Origin of the sequence: Pseudoalteromonas sp. D15MCD-2, assembly GCF_038562745.1 — a bacterium.
Classification (GTDB): Bacteria; Pseudomonadota; Gammaproteobacteria; order Enterobacterales; family Alteromonadaceae; genus Pseudoalteromonas.
The window spans coordinates 1,197,520-1,219,260 of sequence record NZ_JBCFQE010000001.1 but is presented as its reverse complement, the minus strand read 5'-3'; the positions used below and the strand labels follow the sequence as shown (position 1 = coordinate 1,219,260).

Genomic DNA, 21,741 nt, shown 5'->3' with positions numbered 1-21,741 from the left:
TGCATATCGCCTTATTTGAATATAAGCCACTTCTGGCTACAAACCGTTTAGAAAGCAACATGCAAACGGTGAAAAGAGCGCTGCAGTTTACTCGCCTAAAAGCGCAAACAAATGATGCCTATGTCACCTTCTGCGCCTTAAAACACAACAGATGCAACAAAGCTATATGGCACAAATCGTTAACCGTTTTTGTAGACAAAGGCGAACTAGGTGTATTTGAAAGTGGTGATACTAAACTAATGGAAATCGAAGCAATAAGTAAGTTTGATATGCTGACTTATCCACGTCATTCAGTCACATTTAGCCCAGCAGGTATGCCGATGGGGCTAGGTAACGGGACATTTATCTACTGCCCAGAATACATAAAAGCAAGCCTCAAAGGGCTTGCAATTAGGGTCAGCCCGATAGGCCGAGTTAGATTAATTGATACTGATAAATGCCAAACTGATAATTGATAAAGCTTATTTACCCCAACAGGTGCTTGAATCAGCAGACCCCGTTGACGTTTTTAAACCCGTATCTGAAATAGACAATGTTTTACATTCGGTATCTTGTAATGGTGGGCCTGATTTAGGTGTTGCTTTAAATGCAAATGTACCCGCACTATTGTCTACTTCTACAGTAATGGTATAGAAGTTATTTTCTGTAGTACTAGAAACACCTAAATCAGCAATTGTGCTTGTATATTCTCGATTATCAACAAAGTATTGCTCTTGTTTATTAGCTGCATCTAATAACGAAGTAATTGCCTCAGTTCGAGCGGTACGTTTTACGTGCTCAAAATAACTAGGAATAGCAATGCTAGCGATGATCCCTAAGATAGCTACAGTAATCATCAGCTCGATTAGCGTAAAACCATTATGACTCTTTGTTCTTATAAAGTTCATATTTTAAAAACCTATATAATTGTTTTTTAGAGGAATTACCTCTATTTGTTCTTATCTTAGATGGCTAACAATAATTATGCAATTAAGGCGAGTATTCAAATAGCGACCACATGCTCTGCCTTAACATGTAAGGCAGAGCAGTCACTTAGTGCATTATTGGCTATTATCGTTTCGCTCTTGCTTATAAATGAAAGTTTGTTGCGTTTTAAAGCCAAAGCCAATAGGCACTGCATCACTAACAAGTTTAATTTTACCATCTTCGATAACTAAACCTGGACCTTGGATCTCCTGTACTTTCAGTGGATTTTGCTCACCTTTGATACCTGGACCAATGGTTAAAAACTGACTTTGCTCTTTAACCTTTTCATCAGTGTTGTCATCACAGTAACCATCGCTATTACCATCAACACAGCTGTCACCTACACCAAAATAAAGTTGAGGAGTATCAGGAACATCATTCGAGGTAGTAAATTTCAAACTGTCATACACCTTTGTACCGTAATGTAAGTGGAAAGCGTATAAACTTCCTGAACCACCAGTTAGTGAACACTGGTTCGCTGTTTCTGTCGCTGAAGCTGGTGTATAAGTGGTGAAATAAGCTACACCACCGATAACTGTACTTGCTGCAAGGGATTTTTCACCAGCAGAAGATAAATTGTAATACCAACCGTGATACTCACCTAACTCAATTTCTAAGTCAGTAAATTTATCCACGTCGTCCAGTGAATTTCCAAATGGATCAGAATCCATATTCATCAAGTCTGCTTGTGTAATTGCTGCGGGTACATCATTACCAAGGAATGGTTGAGTTACCGTATTGATATCACGGATCATGAACAGTTGATCGTTGGTAACAGTGCTCGTTGGTTTAGAGCGGTTACCACTACCTATTAGCACAGCATCAAATGGCGTATCAATTCGTGTAGTTACTGTTTCACCATTAACAGATGTTTCTGATACTTTGCTGAACATAGTTCTTGCAATCAAAGGCTTATAGAAAAAGCGACGATCTTGGGTTGAAAGTGTGCTACCTAAGCTTGCTAATTTAAAATGTGTCCATGGGTTTTCTGAATCTGTTGGGCTGTCAGAAGGCATATCAACACGCCACACATCACCGCCCGTATCCGTTGCATATAGCCTATCAATATAACCATCATAGTCAGAATCTAAGATACTAATATCTGATGCAATACTATGCTTACCTAAAAAGCTATTCTCACTCGGCGTTAATGCCCACACTTTTTTGCCCGTTTGCGCGTCAACAATAAAAATACCACGTCCATGAGTGTCGTCTGTACGAATAACATTGTCTTTGTTTGTATCATAACCCGCGCCAAAAATAAGCACAGGTCTGTCTTTGTAACCATCTAGATTCACATAAGTAACAGAAGGTTTAGACCAAGTTTGCCCTAATTCTTTAAAGTCGCCTGTGCCACCTACAATTGGTTGATCCCACAGTAGACTTGGCGAGTCTGGGTTAGTTATATCGAGTCCGTAGTAGTAATTTCCACCGCGTCTTAAGCCAAAGAATGCCCAAACTCGGTCTGAGCCATTTACTACGCCATCACTATTTTTATCATCAAAGAATACTGAGATTGGCCCGTCAACACCATAAACCTTGGTATCTGCTTGGTTATCACGAAGTGGCTTTATTATTTTATACAAGCTTCTGGGGATAAACGCCCAGCTTTCACTTAGCACATCATTTTTATCTTGGAACATGTGCAAGTAACCGGCATTAGTGCCTATTAAAACTCGGATATCATCATTACCATAGTCAATTGTTACAGGTTTTGAATGCAGTGGGTCACCAAAGATATCTTTACGCGAATCCGTTGTCGATCCATCTTTGTCTTCATCATCAATATCTAGGCCTCTTGACCAGTTAATAAGGTCTTCAACTTCATCCGGATCAGCTTCAAAATCAACGGCAGCCTTGTCTATAGTTCCATAATGGAATACAACCCGATAACGGGTAAAGTTAAGCATGCGGCCGTTTACATTTGTTAGTACTTTACGCCCTTCATTTGGCACGCTCGAAGAATTAGATAAATACAGGTTTACACCACCTAACTCAACTGAATTACCATCAGCGCTCTCACCGCTAGGCAGCCAAAAGGTTTTAGCGTCTTTATCGATTAAACCATCTTCATTTAAAGCAGATTTACCATCTCTATCGATAATTTGATCGCCAGATACTTTTAGCTTTTTCAGATTTCCGCGCCAACGAGCCCCTGTTTTAGGGTAAAACATCGCATAATAAATCGATTCGCGACTACGAGTTTGGTCAACGTTGTTACTTGCTATAGATGGCGCCGTGAACGTATCGTTCACTTCTCGAATTTGAGTTATGGTATTTTTAAGGGCTTCAGAAAGTTGCTCTGCAGTGTTGGCATGCAGGTACTTACCGCCACCTTCAGCTGCTGTTTCTGATAGTAAGCGCTTACCATTATCACTCATACCAGAACCAAAACCTATGGTATAGACTCGACCTGTTTCGTGAATATCTGTCGTCGTTGGCCTTAAGTCAACCTCTACATCATCAGTACCGTGAATAACTTTTGCGAGCTTGTGTAAATACACCCCGGCAATTTTATCGCTATCACTTAAATAACTACCAAAATACGACTTGTGTAAAGCACTAATATTAGAGTCTTGTTCATTATCAGAGCCAGCTGATGGGTCACCGTCTGTCATATAGATAATGTTAACTGAGTTATCACAGCGTTTTACTTCTTCAGTATTATCAAACGGTGAAATGTATGAATAGGTATATTCAATGCGTGGCTCGTACCAACAAACTCTTCTCCACCCCTTACCTGAGCACACCTTAACTGATGTCGTATAAGGCGTTCCTCTTTCTATTGTGGTATCACGTAGTGCGGCATTAACTTTTTCGCCGTAGAAAAGGCTTTGCCCAGTAATGTAAAGATAGGCTTCCCAAAGCGTTTCGGTCAATGGTGTCCCGCCATCAGCTGGAAGACCCGCAATTGTAGTCTTTAAGGCTGATATATCTGAACCAATGCCAGCAAGCACATAGCCACCATTGGTACTGTTAAAACGCATTAAACCAAAATCAATATCATCGTTACCATCAACCAGTTTAGTGATAGCATCTTGCGCAACGCCTAAACGACTATCACTACATAAAATATAACCACCTGAGTAGCCACAACTGTTACCGGAACTAGTCGAAAAAGCCATACTCCCTGAGGTATCAAAAACAATAAGAACCCGAGGTTTTTCATCTAGATTGGCATTGTGATTGACATATAATTCAATATCTTCAGCGTGACCCAAAAAACTAAACACTGCTAAAGAAGTTAGCAGTATACGTTGAGTTATTTTTTCTAAATTCATCACTTTTCTCCACTAACCACCGGTATTGAGGCTAGCCATTTCTTGGGCAACACCTGTGCTGATCGTTAAGGTATGTTTACTCTTAGTGCCATAAGTAATAGTGGTATCTACTTGGACCATGTTACATGACACACCGGCGGTAAAGTTAAATTTACGTGGGCATGGTAAATCTAGCGCACCATTATTTAGATTTGTCATAGTATTAGATGCGCCATCCATATCATCCATACCAAAACCACCCTCAGGTATCTCAGATGCCTTCATTAAAAAAGCACTATTACCACCTGCTGCCGCTTCATTAGCGATAACTTTTTGCACTGTACCAATTAAGCTATTTTCTGCAGTCTCACGCTCTTGAGCTGAGTTTGTAATTTTTATATCTACACTGCTGCTATTCATTAAAGTCACAGCTATACCTGTCACAGCAACGACCATAATCAAAGCAATAATAAGCACAATACCTTGCTGTTTTCGTATATTAGGAACACTGTTTTTTCTATTTCGATTAATTGAAAAGTTTTTCATAGCAAACCTTCGTGTTGATATTTCATCTACATCTCGCCTAGTAATATCTAAGTCAGCAAAACAAAATCAGGTAAAAAGTATTTTTAAATTTAAAACACGCAACCAATTAAGGCTAACTAATTAGTATTATAATAAATACACAACATCATTCCAGTTATTTATTAAAATATTTAAAGATTTAATAAAAGAAAAATAAGAAAGGTAAAAAAGAAAATTTCAATTAATTTAAAATGTTACAAAGCGCCTAGAATCAAAAGAAAAAATCAACCAAATTACAACAGGTTAAATGTAAACTTTTCAGGACAAAGTTACGGCAGGAGATTATAAATACTAGATAACCAGCAATGAAATAGCGATTATAAAAAATTTCCAACCCAGACAAATTCCCAGGTTGAAAATACGATTTAAATAAATAAGAAATTAAATATAAAAATTAAGCAAAAAACAGTTTAATCACAAGCTATTATCATTTCTTTCTTGCTTATAAATATAACTTTGATGAACTTCTAATTTAAGTGGTTCCTCATCATAAAGCTGAACATTGCCATTTTCATCAACGCTAGGAGTTGGCCCATTAACTACTTTAGCCTCAATTTTCTCACAGTTTTCAGTACAATTTGGGTCTTTATTTGGTAATGGAAAGATATACACATCACCATTTTCAACATACATAGTTGGTGTATCTGGTAGTTCTGCCGCTGTTGGGGTTCTTAACCAATTATACACTTTGGTCCCATAGTGAAGATGAAATGCATAAAGATAACCTTGCCCTTCTGCAATTGAGCACTGTGAATCCGATGAAGAATTAGTATCTGGTTTATATGTAGTAAAATAAGCAACGCCTCCTAACACGGTAGCCTTCGAAGTTGCCTTTTCACCCCACCCTAAATTATAAAACCAACCATCTTTTTCAGCTAAATCAGCTTCTAGTTCAACAAAGTCTTTCAAACTGTCGGTAACTTTGGCAAATGGGTCACTATTTACATTCATTAAATCTGATTGCCAAATTAAATCTGGTATTTCTTTCTCTTCAAAGCTTCGAGTTACTGTGTTTATATCTCGAATCATATAGAGCTTATCACCGACTTTTAAATTCAATGGATCTGTACGATCACCACTTCCTATAAGTACTGCATCAAATGGGGTATCAATTCTTGAGTAAGTTGTTTCACCATCAAGTGTTGTTTCTGTTACTTTACTGAACAAAGTTCTTGAAACATATGGCTCATAAAAAAAGCGGCGGTTATTATTGCCTAATTTTGCAAGTTGAAAGTGCGTCCAATTTTTTTTGTTGTTTGTTGCTAAGTCAACTCGCCAGATCCCACCACCAGTATCACTTGCATACAATCTGTCAGTGTAACCATCGTAATCAGAATCAAGTAAATGTATGTCTGACGCTATACTGTGCTGCCCTTTAAAGCCACCTTCTGAGTTTGTTAACGCCCAAACTTGTTTTCCAGTTTCTGCATCAACAATGTATAAGCCTCGCCCTTTAGAATCTGTTGAGATTGAATTATCTTTATTCGTGTCGTAGCCAGCACCAAAAACCAATAGCGGTCTATCTTCATAGCCTTTAAGATTGATAAATGTAATTTGAGGTTTAGACCATGTTTGTGCTAGTTCTAAAAATTTTCCATCACCACTTTTTAACGGACCACCCCACATCAGAGAAGGTGAATTAGGGTTAGTTATATCTAAACCGTAATAGCTACTACCACCTCGACGTAATCCGAAAAATGCCCATACCCTGTCATCATTATTAACGATGCCGTCTTCGTTTTTATCATCAAAATAAACGGTTATTGGGCCATCCACTCCATATACTTTTGTGTGTATCTTTTTATCGCGTAATGGCTTAATAATTGAGTACAGTTCCGCAGGCATAAATGCCCAGCTCTCGCTTAAAACATCGTTTCTGTCCCTAAACATATGTAAATAGCCCGCATTAGTGCCAATAAGAATACGAACATCATTGTAGCCATAATCTATCGTAACAGGCTTAGAGTGCAGTACATCACCAAAAATATCATGGCGAGAATCGTCTGTTGAACCGTCCTGATCTTCATCATCAACATCAAGTCCACGAGACCAATTAATAAGATCAAAGACTTCATCTGGGTCTGCTTCAAAATCAACGGCAGCCTTAAATCGATTTACATAATGGAAAATAACTCTATAAACCGTAAAATTGAGCATTCGACCGCCCGATAAGTTGGTGATCACTTTCCGGCCTTTATTTGGAATACTCGATTGTTCAGCTAAATAAGCGTTTACGCCTCCTTTTTCAACGGAACCACCATCAGCAATGAGGTTGCTATTAGATTGCCAATATGTTTTTGCTGTTGATAAAATCGCCCCATCATTATCAAGGGCAGAGTCAAGGTTAGCATCAACTACGACACCACTGGATACTTTTAGCTTTTTAAGGTTCCCTCGCCATCGAGCATCGTTTGAAGGTAAAAACATAGGATAATAAACTGCATCACGGTGCGATAATTTATCTGAATTATTTGATGCTACCGCTGGCGAAGAAAATGTTGAGTTAACCTTTCTTATATTGTCGACAACATAATCAAATGCCTCACTTAACTCTTCTGGAGACTCTGCGAAAATATAATCACCACCACCATTATCAGCAGTCGCCTGTAAAATATCTCCTGCGTTTTTAACTAAGCCTTTACCAAAACCTATCGTGTAAACATTTGCGCCATCTACAACACTTGTTGCAGGGTATATATCCCTATTTTCATTCTTTTTACCATGAAGAATTGTTGCCATTGATGGTAAATGACTCTTACCAACTGCTTGAGGTTCAGTACCATAAATACTTTTGTACAGGCGTTTAATATAATCATCTTGATCAACATCCCAATAAGGCTCACCGTCTGTCATCAATATGATATTAACGCTATTATCACAACGAATTGGATCACCTGAGTACTGCTTGAATGGAGAAATATACTTACCACTTTGTTCTATAGAAGTATCTCGTTCAACGGGATCTACTAAATTAGCATAGGATATTTCGTCGCCCGTTAGATATCGCCATGCTTCTGTAATAGTTTCTACAAGTGGTGTTCCCCCTTCAAGATCAGTTACATCCCAGTTTCGGATAGTATTTTTTATCTTATTATGATTTGTTCCAATTCCGTGAATAATATACCCACCAGTTCCTTTAATGAGCCGCATTAAACCAAACTCAATATCACTATTGTCGTTAATTAATTTAATCATCGCCTCCTGTGCGACCTCTAAACGACTTCCTTCTGGACATAGTATAAGCTTCCCCTTACTTCTACAGACTTTGCCCGTCTCTATAGAGAATGCCATGCTATTCGATGTATCAAAAACAAGTAAGACCCGTAATTTTTCATCTTCCGCTACTTCATAATTTACATATAGGTCTATATCTTCAGCATAAAGATTTTGGCAAAATACACATGCAAAAATAAAAAATAGGCTGTTTAACTTCATTCTCATACTCGCCTTACTCCATTAATTTCCACTATTTAAGCTCAGCATTTCTTGAGCAATCCCTGTTGTAATAGTGAGGTTATGCTTACTTTTAGAGCCATATTCAATCACTGAATTAATCTCAACCATATTGCATCTTAAGCCTGCAGTATCATCAAAACGTCTTGGGCACCTTAAAGCCATAGGGCCTTCATTTTTGTTAAACATGGTATTAGATGTGTCATTTGTATTACCTAGATCGAGGCCTGTTTCAGGAACTTGCCCTCGACTAAAGAAAAATCGGCTGTTACCTAATTTTTTTGCTTCATTAGCAATGAGATTTTGTACATCACCAATTAATTCATTCTCTGCCGCTTCTCTCTCTTGAGCGGCATTTGTGATTTTAATATCTACACTACTGCTACTCATCAAAGTCACAGCAATACCGGTTATCGCAATAACCATGATCAAAGCAACGATTAATACAACACCTTGTTGCTTATGCATCAAAGTTAAATGCGCCATAAGTTTGCCCCAACATTGTTCAAGCGGATAGTGGTCGTAAATAGTGCGCGTCGGTAGTTATCGTCAAATGTAAGAACGCGGCTATTTGCGTCTTCACCCAATGTATAAGTTTGATTTTTTAACTTAAGGTTTGAATCTGGTAAAAGCGATCTCACAAGTAAGAATACTTGCACTGTCAAAATACCACGGCGATTTTCCCAATCAGTGTTGGTCATCTGGCTGATACTTTTATATGTATCAACACGACTGTTATTTGTAGTATCAAGACCAAACACAAAGTGCATATTTTCTACCCCTTCCATAACCGTTTCAGTTGTCATGCCCCCAGAAGGAGTTAAGCGTTTACGTCTAAGTAAAGGAACAGACACTCTTTGGTCATTAATGGTGTAGGTTTGCTTTGTTATGTAATAAACATGATGTCGATAACGCCAAATCGTAGCATTACCATTTACAGCTGCTGCCGCGATTGGGCCGCGCTGAAACTCAGCAAGCTCTTGCTCAGCAATAAAATAGTAATAGTTATCACTAGTATCAGCAGGTTGAATTTGTAAGCCTTCTAAAAACTTAATTTGCAGTACATCTGTATTTTTCTCAACATTAGTAATACAGCCAAGTGCCGTGCTAGTGGTTGTTTGCACTGCATAAACAGAACGAAAGTTACTGGTTGCAGCTGTATCTGGAAAGCTGCCATTATTAAGGCCTTCTGAACAATCATTACCGGGATTTCCTAAACTGTTTGTATTTGCATCCGAAAATGAGTCTTCATAAAACGTGCCCCAAAAACCAATCTGTTCAATATCACGTTGCATGATATTCATAGCCAGTCTACCAGTTTCTTGTAGCTCACCAATTGTCATCGTGTCACGAGTTGTTGATTTCATGCTTATATAGGTAAACATCACCCCGCCGAGCACCACACCTCCGATGAATAAAGCAACCATCATCTCGACGAGAGTAAATCCATTATGCTTTTTCATATCAAGACCTTAAATAAATATAGCTTTGTAGAACAATCAAACGTCGCTTATCGCCTTTAGAACCACAATCAATTGCAGCTGTATCTTTATTAGCACTAAGTTCTTGACGGCCTTGCCAACTGATCACAACCTCAATATTGAATTCGCTGGCATTGCCTGCAGCAACGGGAGTACTACTAATGCACACAGTTGCATCGTCTAAAGCGCCGGTGTTTTCACGAGCCTGAATTGCACGCACCCACTGTTGTTTATCTAATTCTGCCAATTGCTGAGCACTACATGCTGAGTTATAGCAACTCAAACTCGTATTTAGAGCTGTATCACTATCGAAAGTGCCATTATATAACGCTGCAAAGCCAGGTGAGTCGTTCGCTCGCATACGCTGGATAATGTCATTACCAAGTGCTACAGCAGCTGCACGCTGCATAGAATCAAAGCTTGCCTGCTTCGCTTTTGCTTGCAGGGCCACAGCGCCTAATAAACCAAAGCTTAAAATAACAAAGGCAATAAGTACTTCAATAAGCGTAAAGCCGTTCTGCTCAGAATGTTTAATCATGGTGAAGTTCAATGATACTTTTACATACCATAAGAATATTACGACACAGATAAATAACAATCTGTATATGGACAAGCGGTCATAATGCGCGATAAACGGCACTTTAACTTTCTTCAGAACCAAGTCGCGAATAATAAAGAAGCTGGGACTTTAGGAGATAAGCTGCTGTATTGAGAATTTTTATTATTTACCCATTACAGCTTTAACATTTTTAAGCTCTCGGCGACTAACTGCCAAAGGCTCCTCAAACTGCTTCATTGTAACTGTATGCCCACCTGAAGATGGGCTATTAAGGCTAACAATATGTTGCTTATTCACAAGTGTATTTCGGTGAATTCTAAGTAGCTGCAGCGGATAGGTTTGCTCTAGTTGCTTTAAACTTTGCTCAACAAGTGCCTCACCTTCAAAAAACACTACTCGGGTATATTTTTGCTCTGCGATACAGCAAACCACATCATCTAAATTGACTCGTCGTATTACACCTGCAAGTTGATAACTAATGTAATTATTTTCAGGGGGGCTTATTTGAGTACGATTTAGTTTACTCAGTTGTGCCATTGCTTTAGCTAATGCCTGCTCAGACACAGGTTTAACTAAATAGCCATCAACAGCGAGCTCAAATGCGGTTAATGCATGTTCTGAATGCGCTGTTAAAAACATGACTGCAGGCGGGATCGAAAACTGTTTTAGCTCTGCAGCCACCTCAAGGCCAGACTGCTTAGGCATATTAATATCAAGCATCACTAAATCGGGCTGGAGCTGCTTACAAAGCGCTATTGCTTGCTCACCATTATTGGCTTCACCAACAATAGTGCAATCTTCATTAGTAGATAATAAACGTTTGATACGTGCCCTTGCTAAAGGCTCATCATCAGCAATCAATACTTTTATCATGCGCCCCTCTGCTTTGGTATAACCAACTTCACTCTAAAAATTCCCTCACGGATAGTCGTCGTAAGTTGCGCTTTTTGTTGATAGAAAAGCGCCAAACGTTGGCGAATATTATCCAGTGCCATACCATTACCTGTCCGCGAATGGCTCACTTGTGATGCTACTGGGTTAGTTATAAGGAAGGTATAAGCTTTATCCGATTGATGCATCTCGACAGAAATATTGCCTTGTTCTGCTGGCTCGACGCCATAAAATACCGCATTTTCAATAATCGGCTGTATTGTTAAACACGGAATATCAATGTCTGGCAACTCGTCAGGTAATTGCCAGCTTAATGCTAGGCGTTCGCCATAGCGCCAACGCTCAAGGGCTACATACTGCTGGCACAAAGTGATTTCATCAGCAAGCTTTATGGCTTTACCGCTGCGCATTGCGGCCTGCGACAGCGCCGCCAGCGCCAAAATTGCTTGTTCAGCCGCCTCAGCATCATAATGGGTAAGCTCAGCAGCAGTGTTTAAACTATTAAACAAAAAGTGAGGGCGTATTCTTGCTTGTAATGCATCAAGTTCAGCCTGCGCTAACGCTTTCGTTTGTTGCTCTTTTTGATTATGAATAAGCAGGAATTGGCTGAATAACGCTGTGACCAAAAATATGATCAGTAAATTGCTGACAATAAAGCTAGCCCTCGACTCCATAGGGAACACATCTGAAAACACTGACAAAAACAGCCAGCTAAAAACATACGTTAATGCCAGTAACGTGAATATCAGAATGAATAGCTGCTTTGAATGTGACAGCTTTGTAAGTAAGGCTCGGCACACATACAGTAACGACAAGCTTGAAAGAAAGATTAGATGTAAAAAGCAACTAAATATAGCAAGGCGTAACCAAACATCACCTAAGCTCATGGGGGAGAAGGCGAGCAAAATAGCGATGACTTGGCTGACGATCAGTGTGGCAAGGACACCGCGAGATTGAAAAAGAGCCGCAATCAGCAAGCCGTTAGAATTAGGCTGTTTGCTCATGGGCTCCTCTTTTAACTGTTGACTGCTATTTGCTTAGATTAGCGTAGCTCAACAGGAACGGCAAATACTATGTTCTCTTCTTCACCAGGATTTTCAACAACTTGATTGCCACCCAATTCTTTTAGACGAGCAATTACTTGTTGAACTAAAACTTCTGGTGCAGATGCACCTGCAGTCACACCCACTGCATTGACACTGTTGAACCAATCCGCTTCAACATTACTCGCATCATCAATTAAATAAGCAGTGGTGCCCATTTTGTCAGCAAGTTCACGTAAACGATTTGAGTTAGAGCTATTTTTAGCCCCTACTACAAGCAGCACATCCACTTTATCTGCCAAGTCACGGACTGCATCTTGACGGTTTTGCGTAGCATAACAAATGTCATCTTTACGCGGGCCATCAATTGCCGGAAACTTAGTACGAAGTGCATCTATCACATCTGCCGTATCATCTACAGATAACGTCGTTTGGCTACAGTAAAACAGGTTTTCAGGGTTTTTAACCGTTAGGCCAGCAACATCTTCAGGGGTTTCTACTAAGTAAATACCACCCGCTTCGTTGTCGTACTGCCCCATTGTGCCTTCTACTTCAGGATGACCATGGTGACCAATTAACACGCACTCAGTGCCTTTACGACTTGCGCGTGTTACTTCCATATGTACTTTTGTTACCAGTGGGCAAGTGGCATCGAACACTTTAAGGTCGCGGCGTTTTGCTTCACTACGAACTGCCTGCGATACACCATGCGCACTGAAGATAACAATGCTGTCGTCAGGAACCTGATCTAGCTCTTCAACAAACACAGCACCGCGATTTTTTAAGCCATCAACAACATATCGGTTGTGAACGACTTCATGGCGCACATAAATTGGCTTTTCAAAGATATCCAGTGCACGCTCCACAATGCTAATTGCACGGTCTACACCTGCGCAAAAGCCACGTGGATTTGCTAATAAAATGTCCATTAGCCTGTTACCTCTAAAATATCAACTTCAAAGGTTAATCGCTGCCCTGCAAGAGGGTGATTGAAGTCAATCGTGACTGAGTCACCTTGGACTTCACGAACAAGACCCGGAAGCTCAGTGCCATCAGGCTGAGTAAAGGCAATAATATTACCTACTTCAGCTGGAGTGTCTGCACCAAACTTACTGCGGTCAACATAATAAATGTTATCTGGGTTTGGCTGACCAAATGCATCTTCTGGCTCTAATGCAAATGACTTACTGTCACCAGCCGCTAAACCGAGTAAACACTTTTCAAAGTTTTCTGTCAGGCTACCATCACCCATTCGCAATTTTGCAGGTTTATTATGTACCTTAGTTGAATCGGCTGCTGAGCCATCTTCTAACTTAATTGAGAAATGAAAGATCACTTCAGAGTTTTCACCAATTACAGCTTGGCTCATGCTTGTTGCTCCTTAGGACTTTCGCCTGTGAAGGCATCAAATAAAAGTAATGCGGCACCGATACAAATTGCACAATCGGCAATATTAAAAACAGGAAAGTGCCAGTTTTCGTAATATACATGCAGGAAGTCAATGACATAGCCATAAGCTATGCGGTCGTATAAGTTGCCAATCGCACCGGCTAATACTAACGCATAAGCAGAACATAATACTTTATTAGACGCTGGTAAGCGTTTCAGCCACCACACTAAAAGCACACTGATCGACACTGCAATCAAACTAAAGAACCAACGCTGCCAGCCACCTGAATCACTTAAAAAGCTGAAGGCTGCACCATAATTATGTACATAAGTGAAATTAAAAAACGGCAGAATATCAATCGACTCTTCGTAGGCCATGGTACTAACGACAAGTGATTTTGTCGCATAGTCTACTACCAAAAGTAGTAGACTAAGCCATAACCAAACCAAGCCACTTTTTCCGGCTAGTTTGCTCACAAACAACTCCTATGCGAACTGACGCTGTTCACCATCGCCATCAACATTGCTTACACAACGGCCACAGATCTCAGGGTGAGCAGGATCAGCACCTACATCATCACAGTAATGCCAACAACGCTCACATTTTTCAGCGGTTGTTGCAGCAACTTTAATGTATAAGCCATCAATTTCTGTAGCTTGCGTATCTTCTGGCTGTGCTGTCACAGTTTCAACGGTTACGCCTGACGTTAATAGTACAAAGCGTAGTTCATCACCTAATGCAGCTAATTTCGCGCTTAGCTCTTCACCTGCATAAATGTTTACGTTTGCTTGTAGAGTTGCACCAATAACTTCTTCTTTACGAGCTGCTTCTAGTACACGGTTTACTTCATCACGCACGTTAAGGATTGTTAACCAATCCTCGTTGCTGAATTTACCTTGTGAAGAGGCTTGCAAGCCATCGTACCACACTGAAGTGAATACAAATTTGTCACGCTCACCTGGTAATGCTTCCCAGATTTCTTGCGCGGTGAAGCTTAAGATCGGTGCCATCCAACGCGTCATTGCTTCAGCAATATGGTAAAGCGCAGTTTGACATGAACGACGCGCATGGCTGTCGCTTTTCGCTGTGTATTGACGATCTTTGATTACGTCTAGGTAGAACGAACCAAGCTCACCAGTACAGAAGTTCATTAGCTTTTGCGTTACAAGTAGCATTTGATACTTGTCGTAAGCCGCTAAGATTTCATCTTGAAGTTCAGCTGCACGGCCCACAATCCAACGGTCAAGCTCAACCATGTCTTCAATAGCAACTTGATCAGTTTTTGGATCAAAACCATTTAAGTTCGCAAGTAAGTAACGGCTCGTGTTACGAATACGACGATAACGGTCTGCTGAACGCTTAAAGATTTCATCAGATACAGTCATTTCAGCTGTAAAATCAGTTGATGCAACCCATAAACGTAAGATGTCAGCACCTAGTTTGTTCATCACGTTTTGTGGCGAAATTACGTTGCCTAATGATTTAGACATCTTGCGGCCATTTTCATCAACCGTGAAACCATGTGTTAGCACTTGCTTATATGGCGCATGACCATTAATAGCAACCGATGTCATCATTGACGACATAAACCAACCACGGTGTTGATCAGAACCTTCTAAGTAAAGATCAGCAGGACCGGTTAAATCTTCACGTGCATCAACCACACATGCGTGAGTCACACCTGAGTCAAACCATACATCTAGCGTATCTTGTACTTTCATGTATTGCTCAGCGTCATCGCCAAGTAAGGTTGCTGGATCTAAGTCATACCAAGCTTGAATACCTGATTTTTCAACCAATTTCGCAGCTTCTTCAATTAGCTCTTCAGTATTCGGATGAAGCACACCAGTGTCTTTATCAACGAATAATGCAATTGGCACACCCCATGTACGTTGACGTGAAATACACCAATCAGGACGGCCTTCAACCATGTTTGCAATGCGGCTCTCGCCCCACTCAGGTAACCACTCAGTCTTTTTGATTTCGCTTAATGAATCTTGACGAAGGTTAGCTTGGTCCATACTTACGAACCACTGTGGCGTAGCACGGAAGATAATAGGAGTTTTATGACGCCAGCAATGTGGGTAGCTGTGCGTAAGTGCATGATGATGCAATAACGCATTGTTTTCAGTTAATACGTCAATAACGCTCGCATTCGCTTTAAATACGTGCTGACCTGCAAACATTGGTGTGTCAGGTAAGTAAACACCGTTAGCCCCAACCGGATTAGCTACTTCTAAACCATAAGCAAGACCTGCCGCGAAATCCTCTTGACCATGACCAGGTGCAGTATGAACAACACCAGTACCAGAATCAGTCGTTACGTGATCAGCAACAATCACAGGCACTGTGAAGTCATAGAATGGGTGAGCAACTTGTAAGTTCTCAAGTGCAGCACCTTTTACATAACCGAGTACGTGGTAATGTTTGAAGCCATAACGGTCCATAGCATCTTTAACTAGCTCAGAACCTAAAATTAGACGTTGCTGTGCACCTTCATCATCAATTTGAACAAGAGCATATTCAAGCTTTTCGTGAACCGCTACTGCACGGTTAGCTGGTAATGTCCAAGGTGTTGTCGTCCAGATCACTGTACTAACTGCACCTGTACCTTCATGGCCTTCAGCAAGTTCAAACGCATTGATTACAGCATCTTGATCAGCAAACTGAAAACGCACATCGATTGCTGGAGACTGTTTATCTTGGTATTCAACTTCCGCTTCAGCAAGTGCTGAACCACAATCTGTACACCAGTGAACAGGCTTAGCACCTTTGTGTAAGTGACCATTTTTAATGATGCGACCAAGTACACGAATTGCATTCGCTTCAAAGTCAAAGTTCATTGTTAAGTAAGGCTTGTCCCAGTCACCAAATACACCAAGACGTTTAAAGTCTGTTTTTTGACCTTCGACTTGTTTTTTTGCGTATGCGCGACATTTTTCACGGAACTCAGCAGCAGACACTTTCACGCCTGGCTTGCCTACTTTCTTTTCAACCATTAATTCAATTGGTAAACCGTGACAGTCCCAACCCGGCACGTAAGGTGCGTCGAAGTCAGACAAAGTTTTTGACTTAACAATAATATCTTTAAGAATTTTGTTTACCGAGTGGCCTAAATGGATATCACCGTTTGCATACGGAGGACCGTCATGCAAAATGAAGGTTTTTTTACCTTTTTTAGCGCTGCGAATTTGACCGTAAAGATCGTCTTCATACCATGTCTTAAGCATCTTTGGTTCACGTTGTGCCAAATTGCCGCGCATTGGAAACGCTGTTTCCGGTAAATTCAAAGTATGTTTGTAGTCGCTCATTAATCCTACTTTCCGTATCGGCTACCTAATTTAAACCAAAACACTGCTTAGCGGCGGTTACATCATCTGCAATCTGCGCCGTCAGTTGTGTTAATGTCTCGAATTTTTTCTCATCGCGAAGCTTTTTAATTAGCTCCACGTGCATAAATTGTCCGTAAATGTCTTGCGCAAAGTCGAAAAGATGGACTTCTAACAATGCGCGTGTTCCATTAAATGTGGGTTTGTTGCCAATATTTGCAACCCCATATAATTCTTTATCACCAACTTTAGCTCGTACCGCAAATACCCCATTTACAGGGCATACTTGGCGTTTTAGTGCTATGTTGGCAGTTCTGAACCCTAATTCACGACCTTTCGCCCAGCCATGAATAACACGTCCAGAAATCGCATAACCATGACCTAACATGGTTTTTGCATCTTCTAATTGCCCTGCAGCAAGCGCATGGCGAATAAGGGTACTACTAACTCTATCATTGAGTCTGCGAAAACTTGCAGTACTTTTCACATCCATGTTCAGCTCAGTGCCCATGGTTTTTAGTAATGCAAAATCACCACGACGACGTTTGCCAAAACAAAAGTCATCACCAACAGTTAATGCCTTAACGCCTAGTTTTTCAACCAGTACTTGGCTGACAAACTGTTCTGCTTCCATGTTGGCAAATTGCTGATTAAAGCTAATGCAAATCACTCTCTCCACGCCTAATTTAGCAAGCAAACTGAGCTTATCACGTAGTCGAGTTAAACGCGCGGGAGCATTATCTTTAGCAAAAAACTCTTGTGGCTGAGGCTCAAATAACATCACGGTACTTGGCAATTGATGCTTTTCTGCGTCTTGCAGCAAGCCTTTAATCACTTCTGCATGACCTAAGTGCACGCCATCAAAATTACCAATGGTCAACACACAGCCATAATGCTGCGCGCGAATATTGTGAATACCTCTAATTAACTCCATGCCACCTTTTTGCCTTTATCAGCGAGCCCAAAAGATTGATATCGGGCTTGAAGCGCCGATTATAATCTTTTTTTTAGTTTGATTCAGTAGTTGCAACACTTTTTATCGTATTTAGTCGCACACCTAAAATGAATAAGGCAGCAAAGTAAACAAAAACCGCCAGCACTAATAACCCACTCAACAGCAGCACTTGTTCAGTAAAGTACCATGTTTTCCACGCAAATTGCTGGCCAACATACCACACTGCAGCAGCCATTAATAAACTTGAAAACAAACACTTAAAGGTGAAGCCAAGGCTCATCGCAGAAAACTGATAAACGCCTTCTTTACGTAGTTGATGGTACAACAAATAGGCATTACAACTGGCCGACATCGCGGTTGCTAACGCTAACCCCAAATAGCCAATAAATGGAGCTAGCATAATGTTAAACACCATATTTAACACCAGTGTTTTAATGCCTATTTTTACTGGAGTTTTAGTATCTTGACGTGAATAAAAACCTGGAGCTAACACCTTGATTAACATAAAGCTAACCAGTCCCACTGAGTAGGCCATCACACCGTAACTTACCGCTTTTACATGATCAATTTCACCGTTTTGAAACGCACCATGATCAAATAAAACCGTAATAATGAGCGGGCTTATCACCATTAAGCCAAACATGGCCGGCAAGCCTAAGAAAATTACAAACCTCACCCCCCAATCGAGGGTTAGTTGAAAATCTTTTGTGCTATTGGTGCTATGTAACTTAGACAATGCAGGCAATATGACCGTCGCGATACCGATACCGAATAAACCAAGAGGAAACTCAATTAAACGGTCTGAGTAGTAGAGCCACGCGATAGAGCCGGTCATCAACATTGAGGCGATCATAGTGTCGAGTAACAGGTTTATTTGACTGATAGACACGCCAAACAAGGCTGGTAGCATGAGTTTTCGGACTTTCTTAACGTTTTCATCTTGCCAGCCCCATTTAGGGCGGCTCAACATGCGGGCACGATACAAAAATGGCAACTGGAATAATAACTGTACTAAGCCCCCTACAAACACGCCGATGGCAAGCGCGTATGCCCCCACCGAAAATTTATCGTGTAGAAAAACAGCACACGTGATAATTGATACATTTAACAGCACAGGCGTAAATGCAGCCACAGCAAAACGATTATATACGTTCATAACCGCACCACTTAAGGCAACCAGACTCACAAAAAATAAATAAGGGAAAGTCAGCTTTAACAGTGCACTAGCCAGTACGAACTTTTCTGCATTTTCGCCTCCTTGCCACCAATCGATAAACCAGCCAGTACCAAATAAGGCCGCTATCACAGGAGAGGCAACAACCCCAAACAAAGTAACAATTAATAAAATAGTACCTAGGGTACCGGCTGCTTGAGCTACAAACAGCCTCACTTTATCATCGCCTTGTTGTTCTTTTATCTCAGATAAAACCGGCACAAAAGCTTGAGCAAAGGCACCTTCGGCAAACAAACGTCTTAAAAAGTTAGGAATTCGATTGGCAAATAAAAACACATCCGCAGCAGCACTGGCACCTAGCAGATTTGCCACAACAGCATCTCGTACTAACCCTAAAATACGCGAGATCATCGTCATTGCACTAACAATCATCCCAGAACGAAATAATCCTTTTGCCACCTTAAACCCATTATCAAAAAACTTCTAAGATGGGCGATTATGCCTAAAATATCTTTAAAGCACTAGGCTCGAACCCGACCCTTTGTTACAATGGCGATATTAACTGCTAAAGCGGCAAATTGATGTTCGTTATAAGGAGCAGTTTTTCTTGAGATGTCAAAATTTCGTTGACATTCATGATAAAAACAGGCATATTCCACGGCCTTTAAATTAAGCTTATTTTAAGATTGTTAGGAGCAAACCTTGGCTAACATCAAGTCTGCAAAAAAACGCGCTATTACGAGCGAAAAAAATCGTCAACATAACGCAAGCCGTCGTTCAATGATGCGTACTTACTTCAAAAAAGTAGTTACTGCTATTGAAGCGGGCGACAAAGAAGCTGCACAAGCGGCATTCGCTGTTGCAACACCTATCCTAGACCGTTACGCAACTAAAGGTCTAATCCACAAGAACAAAGCAGCTCGTCATAAGAGTCGTTTAGCAGCTAAAATCAAAGCGCTATAATTTGTTTTTGATGAATATGAAAAAACCGGCTTTTGCCGGTTTTTTTTTATCTGTAATTTAATACCAATCCTCTTAATTAAGTAGTCTATTTTGAGGCAATAAAACCTCGTTGATAAAAAGGCAAAAATTTCGTTATTTAGTTGTTCTAAAAGAGAAATTTTTAACGCTGCTAGCGACAGGTTTAATCCCTCAAAATGATTAAGTATTATTGCGGGTTGGTATAAAAGGCACGTGTTCTATATGCCTCATTAAAGTTGTTAACTAGACAATTTCGAGCTCTGGATAAAACTTTTTCAGCATAGCGGCAATCTTCTTAGGTGTGAAAGGTTTTACTACAAACCCTTTAGCGCCCTTCTCAATCGCTTCTTTAACGTTTTCTACTGTTGAATGGGCTGAAACCATTACTACGTTTGCTTCAGGCGAAATTTCGTTGATTTGCGAGATAATCTCTTTGCCGTCACCATCGGGTAATTCAATATCTAAAAAGATAATATTGAACTCTTTTTCTTTACATACGCTTAAACACTGCGCGGCCGTAGAAGCCTCACGCACATTATCGATACCTAGGTGCATTAATGTTTGATTTAAAAAACTGCGAACTGTGCCTACGTCGTCCACAATAAGAATTGAAAGCTGCGTATCCATACTATTCCTCTTAAACTATGAAGATAAACACTCATTGCACTGTAGAGTGTAACGCATTTAAGCTATAAGTGATTTGAATTTGACTATTATATCAAAAACTTCGTTATAATCTCATTATAGAGACCTATGTTTAAAAGGCCAGATAAGCTTTATGTCTAATAAAATAAAAAAACAATCTTTGCTTGGTAAAACACCTGCACGAAAAAAACCAACACAAGCAAAGCGCCAAAGACCAGCCCCCCAGCAACAAGCGCGTGCACAAGCTGCGCAGCAAAGCGTTCCTGAAGTCGAACTTAAAAAAAGTAAAACACGGTGGTATGCGCTCGCAGCAGTTGTATTAATTCTGCTAATTACGCCCAAACCTGTGTTAATCACTTATGAAAAGCTAGGTATGGTCTCGCAAAGTGTATTTTGGCCAGGGGTTTTTGGTTATGGTGCAAACTTATTTGATTCAACCCTCAGCCCCCGTGCAGACCTAAGCCGCAACATTATTTACCTGTGCCAGGATAAGCGCAAACCAGATACCTGCCAGAAGTATCGCGTGACAGAGCAAAGTGGTTTTTTTGCTGCCATGAAAAAGCTAATAATGGATTAAAAAATCTAATCCGAAAATTTAAAATTACTTGGTTGAAAGCTGTGTAAAAGATCACCATAATGGCGCTCCTTTTTCAACACAGACACGATCAGATACGACCATGCTAAACGAGCTAGATTGGCTTTTAAACTTAACGTTACTTGCACTAGGACTAGGTGCATTTTTTATTAACCAGCTTACATTACTGCGTTTTGCAGCGATTAGCGCGTGTAGTTTATTATTTTTATCGTTTAGTTTAGATCTGATGTCATCAAGCGTTATCTCAAATATGAGCTTGGTGTTGATCAACACATTTTATTTATTCAAGGTCTACACATTTGGCCAATTGAATATCAATCAAGGTTAATCTTCTCCTAAGATAAATTGATAGAATAGGCTATCCCATCTATCAGCTTTTATGCCCAAGCAGTCCTCTGCTTGGGCTTTTTTTTACTTACAAAATGATTGAACTG

General features: G+C 40.3%; 20 protein-coding genes. 4 read left to right on the top strand and 16 right to left on the bottom strand.

Going from position 1 to position 21,741, the window contains the following annotated elements:
- The first annotated feature begins 59 nt into the window (after positions 1-59).
- Positions 60-455: a GspH/FimT family protein gene (locus tag AADY36_RS05380; protein WP_342408627.1), complete on the top strand. Its 396-nt coding sequence runs from the start codon at positions 60-62 to the stop codon at positions 453-455.
- 6 nt (positions 456-461) lie between these two features.
- On the opposite strand, the gene AADY36_RS05375 is transcribed toward AADY36_RS05380, so the two are convergent.
- The 15 genes from AADY36_RS05375 to murJ form a co-directional block, all read right to left on the bottom strand.
- Positions 462-887, bottom strand: coding sequence for a type IV pilin protein (locus AADY36_RS05375; RefSeq protein WP_239963329.1), 426 nt, complete (start codon positions 885-887; stop codon positions 462-464).
- 153 nt (positions 888-1,040) lie between these two features.
- Complete coding sequence (locus tag AADY36_RS05370) at positions 1,041-4,247, bottom strand: PilC/PilY family type IV pilus protein (RefSeq protein ID WP_239963330.1); 3,207 nt, start codon at positions 4,245-4,247, stop codon at positions 1,041-1,043.
- A 12-nt stretch (positions 4,248-4,259) separates the two neighbouring features.
- Complete coding sequence (locus tag AADY36_RS05365) at positions 4,260-4,772, bottom strand: pilus assembly PilX family protein (RefSeq protein ID WP_130166997.1); 513 nt, start codon at positions 4,770-4,772, stop codon at positions 4,260-4,262.
- Between the two features lie 453 nt (positions 4,773-5,225).
- Positions 5,226-8,246, bottom strand: a complete 3,021-nt coding sequence (locus tag AADY36_RS05360; RefSeq protein ID WP_239963904.1) for a PilC/PilY family type IV pilus protein — start codon at positions 8,244-8,246, stop codon at positions 5,226-5,228.
- A gap of 21 nt (positions 8,247-8,267) precedes the next feature.
- Complete coding sequence (locus AADY36_RS05355) at positions 8,268-8,750, bottom strand: pilus assembly PilX family protein (RefSeq protein WP_239963903.1); 483 nt, start codon at positions 8,748-8,750, stop codon at positions 8,268-8,270.
- Positions 8,738-9,727, bottom strand: a complete 990-nt coding sequence (locus AADY36_RS05350; protein WP_239963902.1) for a PilW family protein — start codon at positions 9,725-9,727, stop codon at positions 8,738-8,740. Before AADY36_RS05350 ends, AADY36_RS05355 begins: the two co-directional genes overlap by 13 nt.
- Position 9,728: 1 nt before the next feature.
- On the bottom strand, positions 9,729-10,283 hold the full coding sequence (gene pilV, locus AADY36_RS05345; protein WP_239963901.1) for a type IV pilus modification protein PilV: 555 nt from the start codon (positions 10,281-10,283) through the stop codon (positions 9,729-9,731).
- Between the two features lie 183 nt (positions 10,284-10,466).
- Complete coding sequence (locus AADY36_RS05340; protein ID WP_275669182.1) at positions 10,467-11,177, bottom strand: LytR/AlgR family response regulator transcription factor; 711 nt, start codon at positions 11,175-11,177, stop codon at positions 10,467-10,469.
- Complete coding sequence (locus AADY36_RS05335; RefSeq protein ID WP_239963900.1) at positions 11,174-12,199, bottom strand: sensor histidine kinase; 1,026 nt, start codon at positions 12,197-12,199, stop codon at positions 11,174-11,176. The genes AADY36_RS05340 and AADY36_RS05335 overlap by 4 nt, the downstream gene beginning before the upstream one ends.
- 38 nt (positions 12,200-12,237) lie before the next feature.
- Positions 12,238-13,167, bottom strand: a complete 930-nt coding sequence (ispH, locus tag AADY36_RS05330; RefSeq protein ID WP_062564284.1) for a 4-hydroxy-3-methylbut-2-enyl diphosphate reductase — start codon at positions 13,165-13,167, stop codon at positions 12,238-12,240.
- Positions 13,167-13,607 (bottom strand): FKBP-type peptidyl-prolyl cis-trans isomerase, encoded by a 441-nt coding sequence (gene fkpB, locus AADY36_RS05325; RefSeq protein ID WP_239963899.1) that lies wholly within the window; start codon positions 13,605-13,607, stop codon positions 13,167-13,169. Before fkpB ends, ispH begins: the two co-directional genes overlap by 1 nt.
- Positions 13,604-14,104 (bottom strand): signal peptidase II, encoded by a 501-nt coding sequence (gene lspA, locus AADY36_RS05320; RefSeq protein ID WP_054561910.1) that lies wholly within the window; start codon positions 14,102-14,104, stop codon positions 13,604-13,606. The genes fkpB and lspA overlap by 4 nt, the downstream gene beginning before the upstream one ends.
- A gap of 9 nt (positions 14,105-14,113) precedes the next feature.
- Complete coding sequence (ileS, locus tag AADY36_RS05315) at positions 14,114-16,939, bottom strand: isoleucine--tRNA ligase (protein ID WP_239963898.1); 2,826 nt, start codon at positions 16,937-16,939, stop codon at positions 14,114-14,116.
- Positions 16,940-16,964: 25 nt separating this feature from the next.
- A complete protein-coding gene (gene ribF, locus AADY36_RS05310; protein WP_054561912.1) occupies positions 16,965-17,891 on the bottom strand; it encodes a bifunctional riboflavin kinase/FAD synthetase in 927 nt (308 codons plus the stop codon).
- Between the two features lie 73 nt (positions 17,892-17,964).
- Entirely contained in the window at positions 17,965-19,545 is a 1,581-nt protein-coding gene (murJ, locus tag AADY36_RS05305; RefSeq protein WP_268795220.1) for a murein biosynthesis integral membrane protein MurJ, read from the bottom strand.
- Between the two features lie 243 nt (positions 19,546-19,788).
- On the opposite strand from murJ, the gene rpsT reads away from it, so the two are divergent.
- Complete coding sequence (rpsT, locus tag AADY36_RS05300; protein WP_054561913.1) at positions 19,789-20,049, top strand: 30S ribosomal protein S20; 261 nt, start codon at positions 19,789-19,791, stop codon at positions 20,047-20,049.
- A 261-nt stretch (positions 20,050-20,310) separates the two neighbouring features.
- Here rpsT and AADY36_RS05295 read toward each other — a convergent pair whose 3' ends face one another.
- Positions 20,311-20,694 (bottom strand): response regulator, encoded by a 384-nt coding sequence (locus AADY36_RS05295; protein ID WP_342408626.1) that lies wholly within the window; start codon positions 20,692-20,694, stop codon positions 20,311-20,313.
- Positions 20,695-20,845: 151 nt separating this feature from the next.
- Between AADY36_RS05295 and AADY36_RS05290 the strand changes: the two genes are divergently transcribed.
- A complete protein-coding gene (locus AADY36_RS05290; protein WP_054561915.1) occupies positions 20,846-21,289 on the top strand; it encodes a hypothetical protein in 444 nt (147 codons plus the stop codon).
- A 100-nt stretch (positions 21,290-21,389) separates the two neighbouring features.
- Complete coding sequence (locus AADY36_RS05285; protein WP_054551958.1) at positions 21,390-21,635, top strand: hypothetical protein; 246 nt, start codon at positions 21,390-21,392, stop codon at positions 21,633-21,635.
- Positions 21,636-21,741: the final 106 nt, after the last annotated feature.